The sequence below is a fragment of the Jiella flava genome, assembly GCF_017349315.1.
Taxonomy (GTDB): domain Bacteria; phylum Pseudomonadota; class Alphaproteobacteria; order Rhizobiales; family Rhizobiaceae; genus Jiella; species Jiella flava.
In genome coordinates this window covers 147,263-172,997 of the sequence record NZ_JAFMPP010000005.1, presented here as the reverse complement: position 1 = coordinate 172,997, position 25,735 = coordinate 147,263, and the positions used below count along the sequence as shown (strand labels likewise).

Annotated in this window: 23 protein-coding genes; 17 read left to right on the top strand and 6 right to left on the bottom strand. The window is 62.5% G+C overall.

The features are described 5' to 3' along the window. The first annotated feature begins 2 nt into the window (after positions 1-2). From J1C48_RS08035 to bla, 15 genes are all read left to right on the top strand, one after another. A complete protein-coding gene (locus J1C48_RS08035; RefSeq protein WP_207257309.1) occupies positions 3-869 on the top strand; it encodes a branched-chain amino acid ABC transporter permease in 867 nt (288 codons plus the stop codon). A 3-nt stretch (positions 870-872) separates the two neighbouring features. Next, entirely contained in the window at positions 873-1,934 is a 1,062-nt protein-coding gene (locus J1C48_RS08030; RefSeq protein ID WP_207257308.1) for an ABC transporter permease subunit, read from the top strand. Positions 1,935-1,939: 5 nt separating this feature from the next. Further along, positions 1,940-2,680, top strand: a complete 741-nt coding sequence (locus tag J1C48_RS08025; RefSeq protein ID WP_207257307.1) for an ATP-binding cassette domain-containing protein — start codon at positions 1,940-1,942, stop codon at positions 2,678-2,680. Continuing rightward, on the top strand, positions 2,677-3,378 hold the full coding sequence (locus J1C48_RS08020; protein ID WP_207257306.1) for an ABC transporter ATP-binding protein: 702 nt from the start codon (positions 2,677-2,679) through the stop codon (positions 3,376-3,378). Before J1C48_RS08025 ends, J1C48_RS08020 begins: the two co-directional genes overlap by 4 nt. Positions 3,379-3,464: 86 nt before the next feature. After that, positions 3,465-4,979 (top strand): amidase, encoded by a 1,515-nt coding sequence (locus tag J1C48_RS08015; RefSeq protein WP_207257305.1) that lies wholly within the window; start codon positions 3,465-3,467, stop codon positions 4,977-4,979. Next, positions 4,979-5,281, top strand: coding sequence for a putative quinol monooxygenase (locus J1C48_RS08010; RefSeq protein ID WP_207257304.1), 303 nt, complete (start codon positions 4,979-4,981; stop codon positions 5,279-5,281). Before J1C48_RS08015 ends, J1C48_RS08010 begins: the two co-directional genes overlap by 1 nt. Positions 5,282-5,286: 5 nt before the next feature. Further along, entirely contained in the window at positions 5,287-6,897 is a 1,611-nt protein-coding gene (locus J1C48_RS08005) for a GMC family oxidoreductase (RefSeq protein ID WP_207257303.1), read from the top strand. 344 nt (positions 6,898-7,241) lie between these two features. Continuing rightward, entirely contained in the window at positions 7,242-8,279 is a 1,038-nt protein-coding gene (locus J1C48_RS08000; RefSeq protein ID WP_207257302.1) for a LacI family DNA-binding transcriptional regulator, read from the top strand. Positions 8,280-8,508: 229 nt separating this feature from the next. After that, a complete protein-coding gene (locus J1C48_RS07995) occupies positions 8,509-9,660 on the top strand; it encodes an extracellular solute-binding protein (protein WP_207257381.1) in 1,152 nt (383 codons plus the stop codon). A 6-nt stretch (positions 9,661-9,666) separates the two neighbouring features. Continuing rightward, a complete protein-coding gene (locus J1C48_RS07990) occupies positions 9,667-10,548 on the top strand; it encodes an ABC transporter permease (protein WP_207257301.1) in 882 nt (293 codons plus the stop codon). Beyond that, positions 10,545-11,405 carry an ABC transporter permease gene (locus J1C48_RS07985; protein WP_207257300.1) on the top strand — a complete coding sequence of 287 codons (861 nt, stop codon included), beginning with the start codon at positions 10,545-10,547 and terminating at the stop codon, positions 11,403-11,405. The genes J1C48_RS07990 and J1C48_RS07985 overlap by 4 nt, the downstream gene beginning before the upstream one ends. 9 nt (positions 11,406-11,414) lie before the next feature. Further along, positions 11,415-12,458 carry an ATP-binding cassette domain-containing protein gene (locus tag J1C48_RS07980; protein WP_207257299.1) on the top strand — a complete coding sequence of 348 codons (1,044 nt, stop codon included), beginning with the start codon at positions 11,415-11,417 and terminating at the stop codon, positions 12,456-12,458. Then, a complete protein-coding gene (locus J1C48_RS07975) occupies positions 12,451-13,293 on the top strand; it encodes a glycerophosphodiester phosphodiesterase (protein ID WP_207257298.1) in 843 nt (280 codons plus the stop codon). The genes J1C48_RS07980 and J1C48_RS07975 overlap by 8 nt, the downstream gene beginning before the upstream one ends. Further along, on the top strand, positions 13,290-14,102 hold the full coding sequence (locus J1C48_RS07970; protein ID WP_207257297.1) for an inositol monophosphatase family protein: 813 nt from the start codon (positions 13,290-13,292) through the stop codon (positions 14,100-14,102). Before J1C48_RS07975 ends, J1C48_RS07970 begins: the two co-directional genes overlap by 4 nt. Positions 14,103-14,373: 271 nt before the next feature. Next, positions 14,374-15,243, top strand: a complete 870-nt coding sequence (bla, locus tag J1C48_RS07965) for a class A beta-lactamase (protein WP_207257296.1) — start codon at positions 14,374-14,376, stop codon at positions 15,241-15,243. 364 nt (positions 15,244-15,607) lie between these two features. Here the strand turns inward: bla and J1C48_RS07960 are convergent, their stop codons facing one another. From J1C48_RS07960 to J1C48_RS07940, 5 genes are read right to left on the bottom strand one after another with little or no spacing between them, the layout of a single operon-like run. After that, a complete protein-coding gene (locus tag J1C48_RS07960; protein WP_207257295.1) occupies positions 15,608-18,226 on the bottom strand; it encodes an AAA family ATPase in 2,619 nt (872 codons plus the stop codon). 18 nt (positions 18,227-18,244) lie between these two features. Further along, positions 18,245-19,489, bottom strand: a complete 1,245-nt coding sequence (locus tag J1C48_RS07955) for a restriction endonuclease subunit S (protein WP_207257294.1) — start codon at positions 19,487-19,489, stop codon at positions 18,245-18,247. Further along, positions 19,486-21,045, bottom strand: coding sequence for a type I restriction-modification system subunit M (locus J1C48_RS07950; RefSeq protein WP_207257293.1), 1,560 nt, complete (start codon positions 21,043-21,045; stop codon positions 19,486-19,488). The genes J1C48_RS07955 and J1C48_RS07950 overlap by 4 nt, the downstream gene beginning before the upstream one ends. After that, positions 21,032-23,404, bottom strand: a complete 2,373-nt coding sequence (hsdR, locus tag J1C48_RS07945) for an EcoAI/FtnUII family type I restriction enzme subunit R (protein WP_207257292.1) — start codon at positions 23,402-23,404, stop codon at positions 21,032-21,034. The genes J1C48_RS07950 and hsdR overlap by 14 nt, the downstream gene beginning before the upstream one ends. Further along, positions 23,401-23,598 (bottom strand): helix-turn-helix domain-containing protein, encoded by a 198-nt coding sequence (locus J1C48_RS07940; RefSeq protein WP_207257291.1) that lies wholly within the window; start codon positions 23,596-23,598, stop codon positions 23,401-23,403. Before J1C48_RS07940 ends, hsdR begins: the two co-directional genes overlap by 4 nt. Positions 23,599-23,810: 212 nt before the next feature. Between J1C48_RS07940 and J1C48_RS07935 the strand changes: the two genes are divergently transcribed. Both J1C48_RS07935 and J1C48_RS07930 read left to right on the top strand, forming a co-directional pair. Beyond that, a complete protein-coding gene (locus J1C48_RS07935; protein ID WP_207257290.1) occupies positions 23,811-24,638 on the top strand; it encodes a type IV toxin-antitoxin system AbiEi family antitoxin domain-containing protein in 828 nt (275 codons plus the stop codon). Then, on the top strand, positions 24,635-25,495 hold the full coding sequence (locus J1C48_RS07930; RefSeq protein WP_207257289.1) for a nucleotidyl transferase AbiEii/AbiGii toxin family protein: 861 nt from the start codon (positions 24,635-24,637) through the stop codon (positions 25,493-25,495). The genes J1C48_RS07935 and J1C48_RS07930 overlap by 4 nt, the downstream gene beginning before the upstream one ends. On the opposite strand, the gene J1C48_RS07925 is transcribed toward J1C48_RS07930, so the two are convergent. Next, positions 25,492-25,734 (bottom strand): conjugal transfer protein TraD, encoded by a 243-nt coding sequence (locus J1C48_RS07925; RefSeq protein WP_207257288.1) that lies wholly within the window; start codon positions 25,732-25,734, stop codon positions 25,492-25,494. The two genes, J1C48_RS07930 and J1C48_RS07925, sit on opposite strands and share 4 nt — an antisense overlap. Between the last annotated feature and the right edge of the window lies 1 nt (position 25,735).

Below are 25,735 nucleotides of genomic sequence, written 5' to 3'. Positions count from 1 at the left end.
CCATGGATCTTGTCGCCATCCTCGGGCTCAACGTCGTCAACGGCGCCGCCTCGCTCTTTCTGCTCTGCCTCGGTCTTGCGATCATTTTCGGCATGATGCGGATCATCAATCTTGCCCATGGCGAGTTCGTCATGCTCGGCGCTTATGCGGCGGTGATCGCGGCCAATGCCGGGGTCAACATCTTCGTTGCCATGCTGATCGTCGCGCCGCTCTTCGTCGGCCTCGTCGGGATCGTCGTCGAGCGCTGCCTGATCCAGTTTCTCTATGGCCGGCTGGTCGATTCCATGCTCGCCACCTGGGGGCTCAGCCTGCTCATCATCGGGCTGGTGACGACGATCTTCGGCAACACCATGCAGGGCGTGCCGACGCCGCTCGGCGGCTTTGCCATCGGCGCCTACCGCACCTCCTATTACACGCTGTTTCTGCTCGCCGTGGCGATCGCCATGCTGGCGCTGGTCTACGGCGTCCTGCGCTACACCCGCTTCGGCCTGATCGCCCGGGCGGTGATGCAAAACCCGGAGATGGCCGCCGTGCTCGGGGTCAATCCGGCAAGGGTTTATATGGCGACCTTCGCTTTGGGCGCGGCGGTCACCGGGCTTGCCGGCGGCGTACTGGCGCCGGTCTCGGGCATCACCCCGGTGATGGGCGGCGCCTATGTCGCCAAAGCCTTCATCACCGTCGTCGGCGGCGGCGCGGCGATCATCTCCGGCACGGTCTCGGCCTCCGGCCTGTTTGGCTTCGTCAATCAGCTCGGCGCCTATTTCACCACGCCGGTCTATGGCGAGGTCATCCTGTTCGTCTCCGCTATCATCCTCATCCGCCTGTTGCCCCAGGGCATTTCCGGACGCTTCTTCAAGGGAACGGTCTGAGCCATGTCCGCCTCCGTCAAGCTTTCCCTGCAGGTCGTCGCAATCCTCGTCGCCTGCGTCGCAGTCGCGGTGATGCCGGTCGCGGTCGACCTGTTCCAGCTGATGCAGTTCACGCTGTTCGCCTCGATGGCGGTGCTGGCCCTCAGCCTCGGCTTCATCTGGGGGTTTGGCGGCATCCTGTGCTTCGGCCAGACCGCCTTTTTCGGCCTCGGCGCCTATGCCTACGCGGTCGCAGCGATCAATTTCGGCGACTCCACCCCTGCGATCCTGCTCGCCATCATTGTCCCGGCGCTGTTTGCTTTGGCGCTCGGCTATTTCGTCTTCTACGGCCGGATCAGCGACGTCTATCTCGGCGTCATCACCCTCACCGTGACGCTGATCCTCTTCAACGTCTTCAACTCGATGGCGGGCGACGCCTATAAGATCGGCACGGCCAGGCTCGGCGGCTTCAACGGCATGCCGGCGGTGCCGACCTTCAACATGCCCTTCGACCCGTCCTCGGTGTTGTTTCCCGAACAGTCCTGGTACGTCACCGGCGGCGCCCTGATCGCCATCTATATCGGCCTGCGGCTGATCCTGCGCAGCCCCTTCGGCCGCGTCGCCATCGCCGTGCGCGAGAACGAAACGCGGGCCTCGCTGCTCGGCTACGACCCGCGCGCCATCAAGCTCGGCGTCTTCGTCCTCGGCGGCGCGATCGCCGGCTTTGGCGGCGCCCTCTACGTCAACTGGGGCGCCTTTGTGGGGCCGACGATCTTTTCCCTGTCGCTGTCGGCCGAGATCATCATCTGGATCTGCATCGGCGGTCTCGGCACGCTGATCGGGCCGATCGTCGGCTGTTTTATCATCGAGTATCTGATCTCGCAGATCGGCAGCCAGCAGAGCTTCAATTCGAACCTCGTGCTCGGGGCGATCCTGATCGTCTTCGTCCTTTTGTTGCCGAAGGGGTTGGTGCCGACGATCCGGCTCCTCCTCGAAGGTGCCGGGCGCCTTGCCACAAAGGGCCGCGGCCAGGCGCCAAACGCCGCCCCCGACCTGTCCGCCGGTCAGCCGGTCGGCGCGGAGTGAGCCTCATGAGCACCATCCCCCCCCTCCTCGAAACCCGTGGCTTGACCATGCGCTTCGGCGGCGTCGTCGCCAATGACGACGTCAACTTCGCCCTCGAAGAGATGGAGCTGCGCTGCCTGATCGGGCCGAATGGCGCCGGCAAGAGCACCTTCTTCAAGATGCTCACCGGCCAGCTGACGCCCAGCGAGGGGCGGATCCGCTTTCGCACCTATCCGATCGCCGGCAATCTGCCCCATCAGATCGCCCGCCTCGGAATTGGCATCAAAACCCAGATCCCCAACGTCTTCAATGGCTTGTCGGTGCGAGAGAACATCTGGCTGGCGGCCGCGCGGGCGGCCCGCCGTGACGCCTCGACGATCCGCGCCAAGGCGATCGTCGACGACGTCCTGGAGCGGATCATGCTGCCCCATCTCGCCGAGGCGATCGTCGGTCAGCTCTCCCACGGCCAACGACAATGGGTCGAGATCGGCACCGTGCTCGCCGCCGAGCCTGAGCTGATCCTGCTCGACGAGCCGGCCGCCGGCATGACCGACGAAGAGACCGTGCGCACCGCCGAGATCATTCGCGAGATCAACAAGAACCGGGCGCTGATCGTCGTCGAACACGACATGGAGTTCATCAAGATGATCGCCAAGAAAGTCACCGTCTTCCACCAGGGGCGGATCATGATGGAGGACAGTGTCGACGCCGTTCTCGCCGACAGCCGGGTGCGCGACGTCTATCTCGGCAAGAAGGTGGCGGCATGAGCCCGCTGCTCGCCGTCGAGGGCCTGCGCGCCAGCTACGGCCGGGTGCCGATCCTCGCCGGGGTCGACTTCACCATGGCCGAGGGGGAGTTCCTCGGCATTCTCGGCCATAACGGAATGGGCAAGACCACCTTGATGCGCACCATCATGGGCAGTCTTCCCGCCACCGCCGGCAGCATCCACTTCGCCGGCACCGACGTCACCAAGCTCGCCACCCATCAGCGCTCGCGACTCGGCCTCGGCCTCGTCCCCCAGGGCCGCGAGATCTTCCCGACCTTGAGCGTCGAGGAGAATATGCGCATGGGGCTCGCCGCCGCCAAGCGCGAGGACCGGGCGGTGATCGACGGCGTGCTTCAGGACTTCCCGCGGCTGGTGCGCCTCCTCGATCGACGGGGCGGCGCCCTGTCCGGCGGCGAACAGCAGCTCTTGGCGCTCGCAAGGTGCCTGTGCGCCAAGCCGAAACTCATTCTCCTCGACGAGCCGACCGAGGGCATCCAGCCCTCGATCATCGAGGAGATGATCGAGACCCTCCAGACGCTGCGCCGGCGCTGGTCGCTCTCGATGATCATCGTCGAGCAGAATCTCGACTTCATCACCTCCCTCTCCGACCGTGTCCTGTCGATCCAGAAAGGCCGGATTACCGGCGAGGTCGACCGGGAGCGGCTGTTGTCCGGAGACGTCGCGATGACCGCAGCTTAAACAGCCGCCGGCTCGCTCCGGCGGCCCGGCGTTCGAACTGCAACACCACCAACTTGGAAACGCTCGTTCGCGAGAAAGGAGACGTCATGCCTATCACCCGTCCAACCGCGCCCCGGATTCAGGAGATGGCCGAATCCTTCGGCATGGCCTTTTCGCTCGAAGAGTCCGGCGAATATCTCGAACTGATGGCAGCCAATTTCGACGCCTATGACGTCGTCGACGCCCTGCCGGACTATGTCGCGCCGGTGAAATATCCGCGCGTGCCCGGCTACCGGCCCTATGGCGAGGAAAACAAGTACAACGCCTGGGCCTGTAAGAGCGAGGTCAAGGGCGCGCCGGGCGGCAAGCTCGCCGGCAAGACCGTCGCGCTGAAGGACAATGTCTCGCTCGCCGGCGTGCCGATGATGAACGGCGCCTCGACGCTGGAGGGCTTCGTCCCGACCATCGACGCCACCATCGTCACCCGCATGCTCGACGCTGGCGCCACCATCGTGGGCAAGGCGGTCTGCGAGCACTTCTGCCTCTCCGGCGGCAGCCACACCTCCGACCCCGGCGCGGTGCACAATCCGCACAAGATGGGCTATTCGGCCGGCGGCTCGTCCTCGGGCAGCGCCGCGCTGGTGGCCGCCGGCGATGTCGACATGGCGATCGGCGGTGATCAGGGCGGCTCGATCCGCATTCCCGCCGCCTATTGCGGCATCTACGGCATGAAGGCCACCTACGGCCTCGTCCCCTATACCGGCGTGATGCCGATCGAAGCCACCATCGACCACACCGGCCCGATGACCGCGACGGTCGCCGACAACGCCCTGCTGCTGGAAGTGCTGGCCGGCGCAGACGGTCTCGATCCGCGCCAATACGCACCGAAGGTCTCGGCCTATACCGAAGCGCTCGGCAAGGGCGTCGACGGCCTGAAGATCGGCGTGTTGAAAGAAGGGTTCGACCTGCCCAACATGCAGCCCGGCGTTGCCGACAAGGTCAAGGCCGGCGCCGAGCGCTTCTCGGCCATGGGTGCCAGCGTCGAGGAAATCTCGCTGCCCGAACACCCGCTGACCGCCGCCGTGTGGCAGCCGATCGCGCTCGAGGGTCTCGTCGTCCAGATGATGATCGGCAACGGCATGGGCTTCAATTGGAAGGGTCAGTATGACGTGTCGCTGCTCGACGCCCATTCGGCCTGGACGGACCGGGCGGACGAACTCTCCAAGACGCTGAAGCTGTCGATGCTGGTCGGCCAGTGGGGTCTGTCGCATTATCGCGGCCGCTACTACGCCAAGGCCCAGAATCTGGCCCGGCGGATGAAGGCGGCCTATGACGACGCCTTCGCCCAATACGACCTGCTCTTGATGCCGACCCTGCCGGTCGTCGCCACCAAGCTGCCGGAGAAGGACGCGCCACTGTCGGAGGTGATCATGCGGGCCTTCGAGATGGTCGGCGCCACCTGCCAGTTCGACGTCACCGGCCACCCGGCGATGTCGATCCCCTGCGGCCTGTCCGACGGCCTGCCGGTCGGGCTGATGCTCGCGTCCAAGGATTATGGCGAGGCGACCATCTATCAGGCGGCGGCCGCCTTCGAGGCCCAGGGCGACTGGAAGAGCTTCTGATGATCACCATCACCGCCGTGATCACGGCGAAACCCGGAAAGGAGGGCGTCATGGCCGACGCCCTCCTTTCGGTCGCCGATCACGTGCGCGCGGCTGAGCCCGACACGATCGACTTCTTCGTCGCGCAGGACCGCGACGATCCCTGCCGCTTCACCACCTATGAGCGCTTCACCGACGAAGCCGCCATGGACCGCCACAACGGTTCGGCGGCCGTCGCCGACTTCTTCGCCATCGCCAAGCCGATTTTGAGCGGCGAGGTGGTGCTCGTCACCGCCGACGAGCTCAGCGCCAAACGCGGCTGAAGCCGATGACGGCAACGCGCGCAGAGTTCGACACGATCATCGTCGGCGCAGGCTCAGCGGGCTGCGTTCTTGCGGCAAGGCTATCGGCCGATCCGGCTCGGCGGGTGCTCCTCGTGGAGGCTGGCGGCGCGCCACCCGAAACCGCCGCCATCCCTTCCGACTGGCCGACGCTGTTCAACACCGCCGCCGACTGGAGTTTTCACACGGCGCCCCAGCCCGGCTGCCGCGGCCGCCGGATCTTCTGGCCGCGCGGAAAAATGCTCGGCGGCTCGGGATCGATGAACGCCATGATCTATCTGCGTGGCCTGCCGTCGGATTATGATGGCTGGGCGGCGATGGGCTGTCCCGGCTGGGATTGGAAGCGGGTGCGGCCGGATTTCATCGCCGGCGAGGACAATCCGAAATTTGCCGGCGACCCGTATCACGGCGTCGGTGGCCCGCTGTATGTCGCGGACAGCCCCTATCGCGATCCTGGCGAGACCGCCTTCATCGAGGCCGCGGAAGCCGCCGGCCACCGCTTCAACGCCGACTTCAACGGCGCGTCGCAAGACGGTGTCGGCTATTTCCAGTTCACCCTGAAGGACGGCGCCCGGCGGGGAACGTTCGGCGCCTATCTCAAACCGGCCCTGACGCGCCCGAACCTCACCGTCAAGACCGGCATCCGCACCACCCGCATTTGCCTTCAGAATGGCCGCGCCGCCGGCATTGAGGGCCTGGAGCGCGGCGAGCCGGTGCGCTTTGACGCGTCGGGCGAGGTGATCCTGGCCGCCGGCGCGATCGCCTCGCCGCATCTGTTGATGCTCTCCGGCATCGGCCCCGCCGATCACCTCGCCGCCGCCGGCGTCACGCCGCGGCACGATCTGCCGGGAGTCGGCCAGAACCTGCAGGACCACATCAACATCCAGATCGCCTTCGCCGCCAAGGCGCCGCTCGGCATCGGCGCCTGGAGCGAGGCGGACCTCGCCGCCTCCTTGGCCGAATGGCGCGATCGGCGGACCGGTCCGCGCACGTCCCCCTTCGTCGCCGCCGGCGGGCATGTGACCACCCGCTATGCCGCCGAGCCCGATCTCCAACTTTATGGCGCCGTCAGCCCGCATCGCGACTATGCGCGGTTTCTCTATCCGGGCTCCGGCTTCACCCTGCATGCGGTGCTGCAGCGGCCGCAAAGCCGCGGCGAGATCCGCCTTGCGTCAGCCGATCCGCTGGAGCCACCGATCATCGATCCACGCTATTTTGACGGCGGGGCGGAAACGCCCGATCTTGCCACCTTGGTGGAGGGGGTGAAGATCAACCGCGCCATCGCCGCCACGGCGCCGCTCGCCGCGCTGATCTCCCATGAACTCAGCCCCAGCGCCGAGTGCCGGACCGATGCGGACATCGTCCAGCACATTCGCGGCCATTGCTCGACGCTCTATCACCCGTCGAGCACTTGCCGCATGGGCCGCGACGCCATGGCCGTGACCGATCCCGAGAGCTTCGCCGTCCACGGCATCGAGGGTCTGGCCGTGGCCGATGCCTCGGTGTTTCCCAAAATGATCTCGGCCAATCTCAACGCCACCGTCATCCTCATCGCCGAGCGCGCCGCCACCCGCCTCGGCGCACCGGCAGCGCGTTGAGGCGGCTATGAAGACTTAAGAGCCGATAGGCGCGTCAAACCACCAGCTTGTGCTGCAGGATGGCGAAGGGCGCCCGAGCTGCCGGCATGTGCGCTTCGCGCCGCCGGACTTTGCGCGCCGTGCGTCCGATCGGACGCACGAAGGACGTTCTCAATCATTGAAGCGACGCATCGTGCGTTCCGGAAATCGATCCCGATTTTCGGCATCATGCTGTATAGCGTGATCCCGCCGCAGCCTGAAGGACAATCTGCGTCGCTTCGCACCGCGGCATCTTGCCGGACCTGTCACAAACCGCTTATCGAAGCTGGCAAATTACGTTGGTACGACCAAACGACGAGGCGGCGATGGCCAAGGACGACAGCGCGGACGGCGAGGTCAGGGCGCCGGCCTTCGTCAATGCCAAGATGGTCGCCGAGCGGGCAGGCGTCTCGCGCTCGGCGGTCTCGCGCACCTTCACCGATGGCGCCAGCGTCTCCAAGGCGACAAGGCGCAAGGTGCTGGAAGCGGCCGAAGCCCTCGGCTATCATGTCAACCACCTCGCCCGGCGGCTGAACGAGCGGAGCAACATCGTCTGCCTGATCGTCTCGGACATGACCACGCCGATCCGTGCCGGCATGGTCGATGCGCTGACCCGCCGGCTGCAGGCCGCCAAGAAGATCACCGTCGTCATCAACACCCAAAGCGACACCGACAGCGTGTCCTCCGCCCTGCGCCAGACACTGCACTATCGTGCCGATTCAACCGTCGTCCTCTCCGGCACGCCCGCCCCGTCGTTGATCGAGATGGCGCTCGCCAACGGCCAGCAGGTGATCCTGATCAACCGCGACGAGGCGTTACCCGGCTGCGAACATTTGAGCGTCGACAATGCCATGGCGGCACGCGAGGCGGTCTATCTCTTACGTCGCGCAGGCTGCAGCAATCTTGGCCTCGTCACCTCCACCGCCAACACCGCCAGCCTGATCGCGCGCGAGCAAATCTTCGTCGCGACGGCTGCTGCAGCCGCCTGCCAGGTCAATGTCATCGCAGCGGGCCCCACCGGCTACGAGGCCGGCGGCGAGGCCGCGCGACGGCTGTTCGGCCGCTCCAACGGTCCAGATGGTGTCTTCTGCACCACCGATCTTCTGGCGCTTGGCTTCATGGACACCGCCCGGCGGGAATTTGGCCTGCGCATCCCGGATGACCTCTCGATCATCGGATTTGACGACATCGAACAAGCCGGCTGGCAGTCCTATCGGCTGACGACCTTCGCGCAGCCACTCGAAGCCATGGCCGCCGAGGTGGCCGCCCGCCTGACCGGCAGACAGGTGACCGCCCCCCGGCAGGCGATATTCGAACCGGTGCCGGTCTGGCGCAAATCGGTCCGCCCTTGCGTCATGACGTGAGAATTTTTTGCACGCGCGTGCAAATTAAATTCTGTCATCAGAGCTTCAAGAAATCACGTTAGTCGTCCTGGCGCTTCAGGTTGGTCCTGCACGGCCGTGCAGGCGATCTGGCGGGCGCTGGCATATGGCGCCTATCCCCGAACCGTCCCGTGCTGTTCTGTCTGCACGAACGCCGCGCGACGTCCCGAAGGCCCGGAGCGGCCACCAACCGGAGATCATAACGATGACGATGAAACGGCGCAGCTTCCTGATTTCGACGGCCGGCTCGCTGGCCGGTCTGGTGCTCCTGCCCCGGATGGCCTTCGCCCAAAAGGGTCGGATCGACTGGTATACGGCCGCCGACAGCAACATCCTCGATTTCTGGGCCAACACCATCAAGCCCGCCTTCGAGAAGGCCAATGCGGGAACGACCATCAATCTCGTCGATGCCGGCAACGATGCCGGGATCAAGGCCATTGCCGAGCGTGCGCTGGCCGCCATGCAGACCAAGACGGATCCGCATGCCGACTATTTCGAGGCTGGCTATCCGCGCCTGCCGAAGGGCGCCATCGAGGCCGGGCTCTACGTCAACATGAAGACGGCCGGGCTTTCCAACTATTCGAAGGTCAACCCGCTGGCGATCGACAGCGACTACAGCCTGCCCTATCGCGGCTCGCAGGTGCTTTTGGCCTACGACACCACCAAGCTATCACCCGCCGATGCGCCGAAAAGCTGGGACGCGCTGGTCAAGTGGATCAAGGCCCATCCCGGCCAGTTCGTCTACAATCGGCCCGACAAGGGCGGCTCGGGCGGCAATTTCGTGCGCCGCGCCATCCATCAGGCCAACGGCCTCGATCCCAAGGCGTTCACCATCGACAACTACTCCAAGGCCAAGGCCGACATCGCCCTCGGCAAGGCCTGGAAACTGCTTCAGGACATCGCTCCGTCGCTGTATGATGGGGGTGCCTATTCATCCGGCAACACCCAGTCGATCCAGCTGCTCGCCCAGGGCGTCGTGACCATGACACCGGTCTGGTCCGACCAGGTGCTGCAAGCGATCGCCCAAGGTGTCTTGCCGGAGACCACCGGCCTTGTCCAATTGCAGGATCTGGCGCTCTGCGGCGGGTTCGATCGCGCGATCGTGCTCAGCAACGGCATCAATCGCGACGCCGCACTGAAGCTCGCCAATTTCGTCCTGACCGAAGAGATCCAAACCGCCATCCTGACCAAGCTCGGCGGTTTCCCGGGGGTCAGCTGGGATTACGTCTCGCCGGCGCTGCGCAAAAAATTCGCCGACATCGTTCCGCATTCGATCCCGACCTTCCCCTCGGGTGACTGGTCAGACGCCGTCAATGACGGCTGGTATCGCAACGTCGCGCCGAACCTCCAGCGCAAGGCCTAAGGCGAAATGGCGCAGGCGGGCAGCATCGTCAGCCCGGATGAAGGCAACGAGAAGCAGCCGCTCGGGCTGCTTCTCGTTGCGATCCCGGTGTTGTTGATCGTGTGGCTGGTGATCTGGCCGATCATCAGCGCCGTCATCGACACGCTGTGGCGCTCCGACGGCCACGGCCATGTCGGCTTCGATGCCTCCTCTTATGTCTTTTTCTTCACCGACACTTACAGTCTCAACAACCTCGCCCTGACACTCTGGACCACCGGCATTTGCGCGGCGCTGCTTTTGATCTGCTGCCTGCCGATCGCACTTTATCTGCGCTTCGGCCGAGGCCGCATCACCGGCTATGTCCAGACCCTGGCCATCCTGCCACTCTTCGTGCCGTCCATCATCCTCGCCTATGCATTCATCCGCGTGCTCGGCCCGAACGGCTTTTACGACATCGTCCTCCACGGACTCGGCCTGCCGAAGTTGCGCACCCCCTATCTTACCCCCTGGGGACCGGTGATCGGCCTTGTCTGGGACAACATCCCGCTGACGGTGCTGATTTTGCTCTCGGGCCTCGGCTCGGTGAAGGATCAGGCGGTTGAGGCGGCCCGCGATGTCGGCGCCAATCGCCTGCAGGTGCTGCGCCACATCATTATGCCGACGATTTCAAACTCGATCCTGGTGGCGCTGTCCTTCGCCGTGCTCGGCATCTTCTCCGCCTTCACCCTGCCCTATCTGCTTGGCCCCGCCTCGCCGGAGATGATGGGGCCCTTCATGCAGCGCACCTTCGACGACGTGAACGACCCGGTCGCCGCGGTGACCCAGGCGGTGATCAGCTTCGCCTTCTGCATCCTGTTCGGCCTGTTCTATGTCCGTTCGGTCGCGCGCAATCAGGGGCGGCAACCATGACGGCCATCACTGCCACCAGCCAGAAGGCCCCAATCAGCTCTCTGGCAACCATCCGCACCAAGGCCGACCTTGCCGGTATCACCCTGGCGATCATCTTGACGCTGGCCGTTATCGTGCCGCTGCTCGTCGTGGCGCTTTGGGCGTTCAGCGAGGTCTGGCGCTATCCCCATCTCCTGCCGCAACAATTCGGCCTGCGCTTCTGGAACCAGACGCTGAGCCGTGACGATGTGTGGGACGCACTCGGCCTCAGTCTCCGGCTCTCGACGGTCGTTGTAGCGGTCGCCGCCGTCATCTGCCTGCCGGCCTCCTATGCCTTTTCGAGGATGCGTTTTTTTGGCCGCGACACGCTGTTCCTCTCGTTCCTCGCCGCCCATGCGTTCCCCAAATTCGGCCTCTTGGTGACGATCGCCGCTATCTTCCTCCGGCTCGATCTGATCGGCACTTTTTGGGGCGTCGCGCTGATCCAGCTCGTCAATATTCTGATGTTCATGATCTGGATTCCGGTGGCGGCGTTCCAGGCGATCGATAAACGCATGGAAGAAGCCGCGCGCGACGTCGGCGCCGGGCCGCTGAGGGTGTTCTGGTCGATCACCTTGCCCCAGGCTGCCCCCACCATCATCGCGGCGCTGCTCTTGAGCTTCGTCACCACCTTTTACGAAACCGACGGGGCCTGGCTGATCGGCGCTCCGGAGATCCGCACCACGCCGGTGCTGATGATCGGCTTCATCAACAACGAAATGGTCATCCAATACGGGGCGGTGCTGTCCGTTCTGTTGTGGGTGCCCTCTGCTATCGCGCTGATCTTCGCCCGCCGCTTCATCGGCGGAGATGCCTTCGCGCGGGGCTTTGGAGGTTAGGGAAATCTCGTGGCCGTTCTCAAGATCGAAAACGTCTCAAAGATCTTTCAAGGCGGCACCACCGCCGTCGACGACTTGTCGCTCGAGGTCTCCGACGGCGAACTCGTCTGCCTGCTTGGGCCGTCGGGCTCGGGCAAATCGACGCTGCTGCGCATGGTCGGCGGTTTCGAAAGGCCAACCCAGGGTAAGATCTTCATCGACGAGGCCGATATCACCGACCAGTGGCCAGAACGTCGCCCCACCGCCATGGTCTTCCAGAGCCACGCGCTGTGGAGCCATATGAACGTCTTCAAGAACGTCGCATTCGGCCTGCGGCTGCGCGGACTGCCGGCCGCCGAGATTCGTCAGAATGTTGAGGGCGTGCTGGAGATGGTCGGGCTCGCGGGCTACGGCAAGCGGATGATCCATCAGCTCTCGGGCGGTCAGCAGCAGCGTGTCGCGCTCGCCCGCTCACTGGTGCTGGAGCCGAAGATTCTGCTCCTCGACGAACCCTTCGCCAGCCTCGATCAGCATCTGCGCGAGCGGCTGCGCGAAGAGGTCCGCGACATTCAGCAGCGGCTGAAGATCACCACCTTGTTCGTCACCCACGGCCAAGACGAGGCCCTGTCCATGGCCGATCGGATCGTCGTCATGCGCGACGGGCGGACGGAGCAGATCGGCCGACCGGACGCCGTCTATCGCAAACCGCTCACGCCCTTCGTCGCCGGCTTCATCGGAACAATGAACCTGGTCGAGGGCCAGGTCATGCGCGGCGCCTTCACCCGCGCGGGGATCCGCGTCCCGCTGCCGGTGGCGGACGGCCCCGCAACGCTCGCCGTGCGGCCCGAGGCGCTCGATCTGATCGCCGCCGAGCCTGGTCAGGCACAGGTCCACCGCATCACCGATTTCGGCACCCACGGCATCGTCGATCTCGAACTGTCGGACGGCACGCGACTGAAATCCATGGCCACCCAGCCCAACGCGTTGAGACCGGGCCAGGGAGTCGATCTCGTCCCCCGTGCCCTCACCGTCTATCGCGAAAGCCGCGAAATCTATCGGGACGTCCATGATTGACCCCATCTTCATCGAGCGCGACGGCCACCGCACTTGGTTCAAGTGGCATCGGGCCCGGCGCAGCGCCGCCGATCCGGAATTTTCCGGCCGCCGTATTCTGGAAGCCATGCGGCTCGGCGCCAGCGTCGAGGTCGATCTCGTCATCCATGCCGATCATGGCTGCGCGATCCTGCATGACAAGGTGCTGGAACGCGCAACCACCGGCCGCGGCCGGGTGATCGACACCCCTGCGGCAGCGCTCCGCCAGCTGAAGCTGCGCGGCAATGACGGCGCGCCGCTGGACGAGCCGGTGATGCTGCTCGAGGATCTCTGCGCCCTGCTCGCCAGTGCGAGGGTCCATCCGCAAGCTCTGCTGCAGCTGGATTTCAAGGAGCGCCGCGCCGCGCTCGACGCGGCCACCATCGCCGCCGTCGCCGATCATGTCGCGCCCTTTGCCCGCAACATGATCCTGTCGGGTGGCGATGCCGAAGCCGTTGCGGCGTTGGCGGAGCGAACACCGGGGCTCGCCACCGGCTACGATCCGACGCCAGAAGATCTTGACGCCGCCGATTCACCGCAGACCCACGCCGCGTTCGCCGCCTTCACCGCCGCCGCACTCGACAAGGCCCCGGATGCGGCCTTCATCTATCTCGACTACCGCTTGATCTTAAAGGCCGATCGCGTAGGCTTCGACATGATCGCTGCCGTCCATGCGGCGGGTCGGCGGGTCGACGCGTGGACAATTCAGGCAGTGACGGAAGAGACGCTCGCGGCGGTCCGGCGGTTGCTCGACTTGCGGGTCGACCAGATCACCACTGACGACAGTGACACTCTCGCAGCACGGCTTGCCGCATGAGCCTCGATTATTCCGCCGTCCTCGCCGACATGGTCGCGGCGGCCCGCGCCGCCGGCGCCTTAACGCTCGACTATTTTAAGCGCTTCGGCGAACTCGAAGTCGGCGTCAAGGGCCCCGGCGACTTCGTGTGCGAGGCCGACCGGGCCTCCGAAACGCTGATCCGCGACCATCTCTTGTCGCGCTATCCGGGCTGGAGCCTGACCGGCGAGGAATTCGCCCCGGTCGAGGGCGAAGACCCCACCCATCGCTGGCTGGTCGATCCGATCGACGGGACGACGAATTTCCTGAACGGCCTGCCCTACACCATCACCATCGCCTTGAGGCACGGGCGCGAAACGATCTGCGGCCTGGTTTTCGATCCGGTCGCGGACGAGATGTTCACCGCGCTGAAGGGTCGAGGCGCCTTTTTGAACGGCACGCGCCTTGCCGTCAGCCGGGCGCGCGACCCACGCTTCTTCACCGTCGGCACCGGCCTGCCGACGCCGGAACTGTCGCTCTATCCGGGCGCCTATGCACGGCTCGCGGCGATCCGCGCCGAGATCGGCGCGGTGCGGGTTCTCGGCAGCGCCGCCAGCTCCTGCGCCCACGTTGCGTGCGGCCGCCTCAGCGGCTATTTCGAGCAGACCGGCTTCGTCGACACCGCCGCCGGCATCCTCCTCGTCGAAGAGGCCGGCGGCCTCGTCAGCGACTGGTGGGGCCGCGGCCCGGATTTCTACGAACGATCCGCCATCCTCATCGTCGCCAACCCCGCGGCCCACGCTTTTCTGCGCGACCATCTCGGCCAGGCGCCAGAACCAGACGGGGCATGAGCTTTTGCCGGAGGCGGCATGCGTGCCCGACCTTGCGCCACGGCCGAAAGGGCGATTTCGAAAGCGCCTTCATCCCCTCCTTCGGGATCGTGCGCTCCGGCGCCCGCCGCACCGCGCGCTTGCGTCTTTCTAAACAGCGCGCTGGCCGTCGTCCTGCTCATGGAGCTTCCACACGCCGACGCAGCGGAATGTGCCGGCGCCCCGATTTATGCTGCATTGCTGGGGTCCGTGGCACACCTTGTTGTCCTGATTTGCTCATGAAAATGTTCCGATGAATCGCCGTGATCTTTTGATCGGCTCCACCGTCAGCGCAGCCACGCTTGCCTTTCGTCCGACGCGGCCGTTGGCCGCCAATGCTTCCACTGCAAAACGGTGGCTCGCCGCCTTGGAAGACAAACACGGCGGCCGGCTGGGCGTGGCCATCCTCGACACGGGCAATGGGAGGCAGGTCGCGCACCGAGGCGACGAGCGCTTCCTGATCTGCAGCACCTTCAAGTTCCTGCTTGTCGCGGCCGTTCTGGCGCGTGTCGATCACGCGAAGGAGGAACTCGACCGGCGAATCGTCTTCAACAAGGGCGCCTTGCTCGACTGGGCGCCGGTCACCCAGCTCAATGTCGGGTCGCCGGGCATGACGTTCGGGCAACTTTGCGAGGCGGCCACCATCATGAGCGATAACACCGCCGCCAATCTGCTGCTGGAAACGATGGGCGGCCCACCCGCCATCACGGCCTATGCCCGCACCCTTGGCGACACCAAGACCCGGCTGGATCAGCGAGAGCCGCTGAACGCTCAATCGCAAGGCGAAGAGGACACGACCACGCCCGCGTCGATGATCGACAACATGCGGACGGTACTGCTCGGCAACGCGCTGTCCAAGACCTCACGCGACAGGCTGGCCGGGTGGATGACGACCAACCAGACGGGGGCGCAATCGCTGCGAGCCGGTCTGCCGCTTGACTGGCGCATTGCTGACAAGACCGGCGCAGCACGTGTGATCAACAACGACATTGCGGTCGTCTGGCCGCCAGACCGCGCGCCGATGATCGTCGCCGCGTATTACAGGGCGGAGAACCATGACGCCGCCAGGCGCAAGGCGGTGCTGGCGGATGTCGGAAAGATCGTCGCGAAATGGTCGCGATAACAGCCCACCCCGGCATGGCCGGAATTAATCATCGCCGAAACGGCGCTGATCCCCGCCCCATTTTGTCCGTCACTCCCACTCGATGGTCAATGGGTTTGAGTTCGCGTTGTAAATATTGGGCTTTCAGCTCAGGCCCAAAATCCATACCAACTGCGATACCATCAAGCCAAACGGGCTGGTTTTGCGGATCGTATACTGCAATCCTTCCCGTCATAAACGCTGGTACATCATAAACGAGGTTCGAGGATACGCAGACTGGAAGGTTTGAGCTTCAGGAGAAGGCTCCTCGCCCCGCCCATCGCGCTGAAACTGACTACCCCCGCAAATTTGTCCAACAACCTGTTGGACGATTCCCTCATGGCCATCAATTCAGAACAGGCTTAACCACATTCTTTTGACGGTCACGGATAGACTGAATCCAATCTTCCAGCGCCTTGACCTCATTGAGCAGGTCATCAAGCGAGACAGCTTCAGGGTTCAGCGCCTGCGCCGACGAATGAAGGTCTTCGGACAGCCTCGATTGGGCTACCATCACCCGCTTCACGTCGTCCTCGGTGAGAATGCCGAGCTTGAACATTGAAGTCGGCTTAACCTTGTTGTCGAACCGCTCAAGCACGGGACGGATATAGTCGGAGATCGCCTGTTCCCAGGCATCACGCAACTGACCAATAGTCCCTTTGCAAAAAATGGTGCGCTGCGTATCGGTCAGCTTGTCAAAGCCCGGCTTTGCCGCTTTGAGCGACGACCGCAGCGCGTTGCACATCTCAAGCCCTGATTTAGCCTTGTCCGGCAACTCGTTTTCAATGTAGCCGGGCTTGTCTTGCTGCCGCCTGACATTACGAAAGGCGATCGGCCGGTTTGCCTTTTCGGCTTCGCGGCGAAGTTCGTACAAGAACACGAGGTCATGCGTGAATACGACGACCTGGCGGTGTTCCGCTTCCTCCACCAACCTCGCCGCAACTGCGCCCCTGTGTATGTGGTCGAGCGATGACATCGGATCATCGAAAACGATGCCAGAATAACGCTGCGCCGTCACCAACTCGGCAAGGAAAGCGGCAAGCGCAACGCAGCGGTGTTCGCCTTCGCTGAATATCTCACCGACCTTGGCGTTAGGGTTCTCAACTAGCGCAACGCGAAAATACGATACGGCCTGCCGATCTTTCTCCTTGCGTAGCTCAACGGGCATTCTGGACAACTTGAGCTTTCCGATCTCGCGCGCAAACCGACCGCGCAGCGCGTCCGTCACCATACGATCCGAGAGTTCCTTGTTCTTATCGGTGATCGGCTTCTTGGCGGTCGCCTTCAGCGCGGTGTTGATCGACTCGATTTCCTTGAGGCGCGCAATCTGCGCCTTGATGTCCGGGAGCAGCGGCGCAAGGGCGGAACGCTCCTTGAGTTCAAGGTATTCGGATTTCAGCTTCTTGTAGTCGTCGCTCTGCGTATCGGCGGAAAGCTGCGCGGCACGGGTCTTGAGATCGGTTGCGAGCGCCATAAGTGCCTGGAGCGGATCAGCGCCAAGCGGCTTGGGCTCGCCGTATGCCCTGACCATTGCCCGAAGCCGCCAAAGCGCCACGACAAAGGCCCGGCGGACTTGCTGGGCAAGCGCCGCATCGCCGATCTCAGTGGCGAGGAATTTGCCGGATTTTAGCACATCGCCAAGGCGCAGCATTTGCCCTTTCAACTGCGTGAGCGCGGCATCCAGCTTCGCGCGCGCCGTCGCTTCATCAGCCTTCGTCGAGCTTTTTACAAACGACTCGAATGTCTGCTGGCGCACCATTGCGTCAGCTCCGAGGGGCTGCTGACAAAGCACGCAAAGCGTATCCGGTTCGCTCGAAGGGAAGGTCTTGCCGGGATAGGCCACGGTGTCCGCATAGGTGCGGGCGGCCTCCCACAGTTTTTGCCAGGCGGCTTGGCCTACCTCGGGCAATGGCGATGCGCTGAATAGCTGTTGCGATGCTAACGACGCTGCTTCCACGGCATCGCCGTGGGTCTTTCTCAGTGTCTTGATTCCCGCGAACGCCACCGCATTCGTAGCCGCAATAAGGGTTTGAAGGGTCGCCTGGATGCGCTCCGCTTCACCGCGCTGATTATCAAGCCGCGCCACGGCGCGCTTGGGGTCTTGAGCGAAGTCGGTTTCCAGCGTGGTGAGGCGAGCGGTTTCCTGATCGGTAAACGCGGCGAGCTTATCAAGCTGCGGGATGTTGGATTTCGCGCTCAACGCGAAGACATAGCTGCCAGCGGCCGTTTCCCTGCTCAGAGACGGGTTTGAAATCGCAAGGGGAATTTGCCCCTTGAGCGTTGCGATCTTGCCGTCGAGCGCCGTTTTAACGCGGTCGGAAGCATCGGCCAGCGCCTCCAGCAACCGCATTGGCCGGGGGATATAGGCTACCTCGTTGGTGCTTTCGACATGGATGCTTGCGCTTCGGGAGTCGAAGATGCTGACCGATGGCAGGTCGCTTTGCGGCTCACCGTCAGGCGTCCAATTGAATTTTTCGGTGTTCGCACCCCGCGTAAAACATATCTCCGCAGATTGCGGCGTGTCGGTCTTGTCTTCCAAGTCCCTGTGAATTGCGAACTTTTCGTCCCGCGACCGACACGCGTGTTTCAGGAGACGGACATAGCCGGACTTTCCCGAACCGTTGTCGCCGTAAATCACCGTCAACCCGGAAGGTTCAAAGGATAGCTCTTGTTGGCTGGCAAGCGCGTTGATGGCGGTGGGGTTCTTTATCGAAATGAGTGAAATCGGCTCTGCGGCGCTGGTTTCAGCCACAATATGTAATTGTGCAATCGGCGTATGGGTGCGCGCGGGATCCAGGCAAAGCTCCGTAAGTTCCTCAATCGCTTGATCGTTGAGCGTTTCACCTGTGACCAGACGGCGAAGGGCGTCCCTCTGCCACGCCGGGCGCTTCTCTGCCCATGTCACGAGGTCTGTGAGGGCCGCCTTTTCGGTTAGAGGAGCGGATTGCGCAGTCGAGGCGCTCATTTGGACCATCCCCTCCGCCTAACACTCAAGGCGCCCATCAAAGGCAGCCCGGATGAGGTTGTCCTTGAACGCCTGAATTGCAGAATACTGTTCGCGTATTTTGCGTTCGAGATATTCAGCTTCATCGAATACCCGATCCAGTCGCTCCACCCAGGTTCGCTGCACATTGAGAGCCGCGCCGCGTGGAAACGGCATAGCAACTAGCGCACGCTGATTGATCTTTTGGACAGATGGGCTTGTTCCCTTGGTGTGCTTGCGAATGTAGTGCACACAGAGGGGAGACATAATCCAATACTTGACGAATTCGGGCATCACTCGAGCTCGATCGACCTGCATACGCATAAGCAAATTAGCGTAAGTCCTCTCCTCAGCCGCTCCTGGATAAACTATGCAGATGCCAACCTGATCGCGATAATTTCCACGAGATATCAAGAGATCACCAGGAGTAAGAATGTCCTTTGGTGAGACAGCCTCGCCGCCGAGGCCGTAAAGGCACTTCGCCGCATCATAGCGATAGCCAAGCGTTGCCGACGGCATAATCACGGGTATGCCCTCTCCTTCCTCAGAGACAACGAAGGAAGGCCCCGACCGTGGTCGCATCGTCAGGACCTCATCCAGAATGCCAAGGTCAGATACGAAGCAAGAATTGAGATCGGCCAACGCAGCATCGAGGACAAGCCGAACCTGCGAACCCACGCCTGCGCGCCGCCCGTGGATCGTTGCATCAAGGGGTGCGCGCGCTCGTTCGATGCGCTCGATCGAGGTGAGCATCGCCATGACTGTTTGCGCAATTTCGGTTTGCTGCTGAAGCGGCGGGAGCGGAATTGTAAGTTTCCAAAAGTCAGGTGGATTCAGCGTTAGTTTGCTCAATGCGGCCGCCCCTTTCGAAAGGGCTTGCGCTTGATCGGCAAGCTGAGGGCTTCGAAACCATAGCCGCAGATAGTCAGGATTAACTCGGGAGCAGTCGAAACGGTAGGTCGGGAACTTATCAGACGCGATACATTCGTCGGCAATCTTGTCAGCGACGGCGAAGGCACCACGCCACGCGAAGAGCTTGTTATAGAGAACGTCGTTCTCCTTTACTCGCCACTGCTCCTTGCGCGCAATCGTGCCTCCGAGCTTTGTCTCGCGGATATACGCGCCAAGGCCATACCAGCGGACACCGAGGCACGGGTATTCGACCGCATCCTCAAGGAAAGTCGGGCGTTTCACGCGTTCAAATACGTCGGTGAAGGGTGCGTTTTGGACACTAATCCCGGTCATGAGCCTTCACTCATAGAATTTACGAGCCCTTCGAGTATAGCCAATATCTCTCTTTCGCTTTGCAGAATGCGATTGGCGGCCTCGGCCGGTGCCAGTTCGTCAACTAAGCTCTTCTTGTTTGGATTTCGTTGATCGAGATTGTAATTGGCGTCTCGAATCTCGGACACTGGCACCATCCAGGCACTTTCGTTGACCTCACGGCGGTTCCACCAGTTGAGGCATGGCTCGAAATCTGGGTATTTCAGCGGCTGTGTCTTGGTGTAATGTTTTCGTCCTTCAGGGATGGTGTGTTCGACGAACCAAATATCTTTAGTCGGGCCAGATGAATCAAAGAATAGAAGGTTGGTAGGGATCGGCGTGTAGGGGGCAAACACCCCGTTAGGAAGTCGGACGATTGTGTGCAGATTAAATGACTTGAGAAGCTCTTCCTTGATGCGAGCGCATACGCCGTCGCCGAACAGCGTGCCGTTCGGCACGACGACAGCAGCACGCGCCGGGCGACCAGCGAGAGTCGGCTGGCGTTTGAGCTTGCGCATAATGAGCTGAAGGAACAGCAGCGCGGTTTCCGCTGTCTGGCGGTCTTCGGGGAAGTTCCCCTGGATGCCCTTCTCCTCCTCACCCCCAAAGGGCGGGTTGGTAAGGATCACATCGACGCGCTCTTTCTCGCCGATCTCGGTGAGCTTGAAACGCAGGGCGTTGCCGGGGTCGATCTGCGGCGCGTCCAGCCCGTGCAGCAGCAGGTTCATCTGGCACAGCAAATATGGGAGGGATTTTGGTTCGCAGCCGGCGATAGAGTCGTCTTGCAGACGCTTGCGGTCGGCGACGGTCTTCACTTGTTTTTCAAGGTGGTTGTAGGCTTCCACCAGGAACCCGCCCGTGCCGCTGGCTGGGTCGAGGACGGTTTCGCCAAGCCGAGGATCGGTGACTTCCACCATGAAGCGGACGACGGCGCGCGGGGTGTAGAACTCGCCGGAATCGCCCGCCGCGTCGCGCATTTCGCGGAGCATGGATTCGTAGAGCGCGCCGAGGGTGTGAAGCTCGTCCGACGACGTGAAATGAATCCCGCCAACCTTGTTGATGATGTCGCGGAGCAGATAGCCGCTCTTCATGCGGTTATCGACGCCCTTGAATACGGTGGCGATCACGTCGCGGCGGTTATCGCCGTTGGAACTTGAGAGCGAACGCAGATAAGCGAACAGGCCGAGACCTTTCGTCCCATCCGAGCGCACGGCTTCGTCGGAATTGATGAAGGAAAGCAGTTCGTCGCCTGTGATCCCCTGCGGATCGGCGGCCCAATCGCGCCAGCGATACGGAGCCTCGATGGCGGCCTTGAACTTTTTGCCGGATAGCGCTGTCTCTTCCTCGCGCTGCTGCTCGAGATCGTCGAGGAATTTGAGGAACATGATCCATGTGAGAAGCGGTAGACGGTCGAGGTCGCCATTTAGCCCCTTGTCCTTGCGCATGATGTCGCGCGCGGACTTGAGAAGGCTACCGAGCATCTGGGAGGTCGTCATCGGTGCGGCGTCTGCGCCGTTCTTCTTTTTAGTTCGTGCCATAGAGCAGTCCTTGCAGGTCGTTCACGGCCCGGCGAAGTTCATCGGGGCCGCCGAACAGCTTGATGATTTCGGCGGGCTGGCCGTGGGTTGAAATGGGCGGAACCTTGAGCACGTCCGGCAGGACAAACTGCGCATCGCCGTGTTCCGCGTATTTTTCCAGAAGCTCGTCGAGCACCTGACGCGCTTCGGGCGAGAACTTCTCGAAATAGTCTTTTCGCTCGGCCTTGAGGCGCTGCGCCCGTTCGCGCCTTGTGCGAAGCGGCGCGTGGAAGGCCAGATGGCAAAGCAGGTCGAAGGGGTCCGCGTCGGTTTGGCCCGTCTGTTCGGCCAGCACCTCAAAGTCTATGCCGCGTTCGGCCAGCGCGGCGATGATCTCGCTGCGCTGGTCTGCATCCGCCCAACGCTTACGAAGCTCGGCGGAGGTCGGCGCGAGCGAGCGGACGCTTTCGGCGGCGTAGTCGGTGTATTTGACGACGCGAAGCTGCTTGCCGTTCGGATCAAGCTCGTGGACCAAATGGGCCACGACTTCGACCTGGCCCCCGTCGAAATAGAATTTGCGCGGTTCGCCGGTCGGCGGCTCGATCACGCCGGGTTCGCCTTCCTCCGGCGGGGCGGGCTCCGGTTCCTGCCCGTCGGGGATGATCTCCGTCGCCGCGGTGGTCTCGCCTGCGTCGTTGACTTCTTCTTCCGTGATCCGGGCCGGATCGCCGTCGAAGTCCGGGTCGGCGAACATGCGGGTGGCCGAGCCGGTGTAATCGAGGATGTTGAACCACAGCTTGCCATAGTCATCGCGCAGGCGCGTCCCGCGCCCGATGATCTGCTTGAACTCGCTCATGGACCCGACGACGCGCGCCAGAACGACATTCTTGCAAGTCGGCGCATCAACGCCGGTCGTCAGAAGCTGCGACGACGTGAGGATAACCGGCGTTTTGGTTTCGAGGTCTTGGAATTTCGACAGGTGGCCGCGCCCGATGGCACCCTCATCGGCGGTGACGCGCGCCACATAGTCGGGATACTGCGCCACAAGGTCGGCATTGAGATTGACCAGCGCCTGCCGCATTTCCGAGGCGTGTTCCTGATCGACGCAGAACACGATGGTCTTGGCGAAGCGGTCGGTCTTTTTGAGGAAGTCGGTCAGGTGGCGGGCGATGGCATCCGTGCGGGCGCGCAAGGCGATGGACCGCTCGAAGTCCTTGGTCTGGTATTCGTCGTCGGGGATCGCGCGGCCGAAGCGGTCAACCTCGTCCTTGCTTGGACGCCAACCTGTCGCATCCCATTGGGTGACGATGCGATGCACTCGATAGGGGGCGAGAAAACCGTCGTCAATGCCCTGGCGCAAGCTGTATTCGTAGATGGGATTGCCGAAATAGAGGTAAGTGTCGCGGTTGTCTTCGCGCAGCGGTGTGGCCGTCATGCCAAGCTGGTAGGCGGGCTTGAAATGCTCAAGGATGACACGCCACGAACTATCGTCTCGTGCGCTGCCCCGGTGACATTCATCAACGATGATAAGATCGAAGAAGTCCGGCGGATAGTCGCGGAAGAGCCCTGTGCGGCGCTCGTCCTCGGCTAGAGCCTGATAGATCGCGAAATACATTTCCCGGCTTTTGACGATCTCGCCAGATTCAATCTTGTGGCGGGCATCCCCGAAGGGGGTGAAGGTCTTGTCTTTTGGGTCGTCGATGAGGATGTTGCGATCCGCGAGGAATAGGATGCGCGGCTTGCGATATTCTCCGGTCGTGTTCCAGCGGCTCGACCAGAGCTTCCAGCAAATCTGGAAGGCCACGATGGTTTTGCCGGTGCCCGTCGCCATCGTGAGCAGCAGGCGCTTCTTTCCAGCAAGGATGGCTTCGACCGTGCGGTTGATGGCGATCTGCTGATAGTAGCGGGGCGGCTTACCGCCGACCGTGTTGTAGGGGGCGATCAGGTGCTCCACACGCTCGGGCGTGTTGATCCCACTGCCTGCCTGATAGCGCCGCCAAAGGTCGTCCGGCGTGGGGAAGTCGGGGACGCGAGTTTCCGTTCCCTTGAAATAGTCGATCTCGATGATCTCGACACCGTTGGTGGCGTAGGCGTATTTAAGACTGAGGATTTCCGCATATTCTCGGGCCTGCTGCACGGCGTCGGTCGCGGATTTGTAGCTCGCCTTCGCCTCGACCACGGCGAGCGGAAAGTCCCGCGTGTAGCGCAGCAGGTAGTCCACCCGTTTGGGTGGTTTGCGAACAAAACCCTTGCCCACCGGAATGACGCGACCATCCGTGATGGTGCGCTGCTCGGCAATGGAATGAGGTTCACTATCCCAACCGGCAGTTTGCAGCTTGGGCGTGACGAACTTTCGGCAAGTATCGGCTTCGTTCGTCATTCTCCCCTACCGCCCTTTTGTTGTTCTTCCACCTTACGCTTTATCCAGTTTGCGATTTCCTGCCGCTGGAACCGCCATGAGCCGCCGACCTTGAAGCCCGGAATCTCGCGCGCGAGAGCGAGCTTGTAGGCGGTCTTCTCGTTGATCTTGAGGAGTTCAGCCACCTCTCGAATCGTCAGAATTTCGTCTGCCATCTGCCAGCCGTGACTCGCGTTTTGGAAAGTGTATAGAACATTAGAGAAAATTAGGGAAGATAGCGACAACTCTTCAATTTTTGAACGTTTGGGGCTGGAACGAGAGCCTTCCAAGTATCGTATTCAAAAGCCCGTCTTTAGAGCGGATTCTTAATGATGAAACATACCTTGCATCATATTGCAATTTCCGCACATATAGCGGATAATGCGATATGATTCGAGTCGAGCGATCAGCCCTGTCTTCTTACGCTTCCGGCCTGCTTGCTGCGGGCCGGGGAGTCTTCTCTGCGGATGAAGCGCAGAAGGAGATCGGCATCAGCCGAGGCGCATTCCTCGACGCCGCCGAGCGTTTGCAGCGGCGCGGCCAGCTTCTCCGGCCCCGACGCGGTTTCTACGTGATCGTGCCGCCTCAGCACGCGACCACGGGAGCGCCGCCGCCGGAATGGTATATTGACGCCCTGATGCGCCACGAAAGGCGGCCCTATTATGTGGGGCTGCTGTCTGCGGCGGCGGCCCACGGCGCTTCCCATCAGGCCGTCATGGAATTTCAGGTCGTCACGGACAAACTCCTGCCTGACATCGAGGCCGGACGGACGCGGATTGTCTTTTCCTATCGCAAGGACATGGCGGCGGTGGCGGCAGGGATCGAGGAGCGCAAGACGCAATCGGGCTATATGAAGATGTCCTCGCCGGAACTCACGGCGCTCGATTTGGTGCGATACCCACAATCAGGCGCGGGCCTGGACAACATCGCGACGGTGCTTTCCGAGCTTGCCGAACGGCTGCAACCGGAAAAGCTTGCCTCCCTGTCAGGCGCTTTCGAGAAAGCGGTGGTGCAACGCCTTGGGCATCTGCTCGGAAGGCTAAGGCATCCGCAGATTGCGGAGCCGATGTTCGTGGCGCTGTCGGCGCGAGGACCGCTGCCGTGGGTTGAACTCGATCCCAAACAAGCGGGCGATCCCGATTTGTCGCCGCCGCCATCTGAACGTGATGACCGCTGGCGCGTGATCGTTCGGCGACCGCCGGAGATAGACGAATGATTCCGCAGGACTACATCACCGCTTGGAGCCGCGTCGCGCCGTGGGCCAGCCAGCGGCAGGTCGAGCAAGACCTCATCATCAGCCGTGCGCTTGTCGCCATCTTCTCCGATCCATTCCTGCGTGGCGAACTGCGCTTCCGAGGCGGCACAGCACTCAACAAGCTGCATTTCCCCGCACCGCTACGCTACTCGGAAGACATAGATCTTGTCCGAACAACCGCCGGCCCCATCAGTCCGATATTGGACCACCTACATGGCGTCCTTGATCCGTGGCTCGGCAAACCCCGCTTCGATCAAAGTCCCGTTGCACCCAAGCTCAAATACACGGTCGATGCCGAAGACAGAGACTCGCCGAGCCCGATAAAGCTCAAGATCGAAATCAACACGCGTGAACGGGAAGCCTACGATCCGCCCATCGAGATTTCTTTCGGCGTCGAAAATCCCTGGTTCGCCGGCGAGGTCGCCATCCCAACCTTCTCGCGAGAAGAAATGCTGGCAACCAAGCTACGGGCTTTGCTTCAACGCAGCAAAGGCCGCGATCTGTTCGACCTCGACCACGCTCTCACCGTGTTTGAGGGAGTGAATGCGGCAAGAATCGTCGAATGTTTCCTGCTTTACCTTGAAAAGTCGGAGGTGACGATTTCCAGGGCCGAGGCGCAGCAGCGCATGTTCCAGAAACTCGTCAATCCGAACTTCTTCACTGACATGCGCCCGCTGCTCCAGACAGATCGCGCCAAGGCGCTGAACGACGAGACGCTCAAAGCCGCTTTCGTCAGGGTGATGAATGAATTGATCGACCGGATACCCGGCGGCGAATGGGCAAAGACCGGAGACATGCGAAAGCGGTTCGGAGTCTAGCTTTTTCCGGTGATGCCATGGCGTTCATTCTCGAACGCCTGCTTTCCTTTTCCGGCCCACAGTTGTCGCGCGCGTTGTCCGTCGTCGCTCTTGAGCTTGTCGGCCATCCAGAGGAGCGCGCCGAGGATCGTGGCGCGGTCGTCATTCGTGAGGTCCACGACCCCGGATTTGACGACGAGGCCGCCGAGTTCGATCAGGTGCCGCGTGCGCTTGCGGCGCTCGACCTGCCAGGTGCGCATG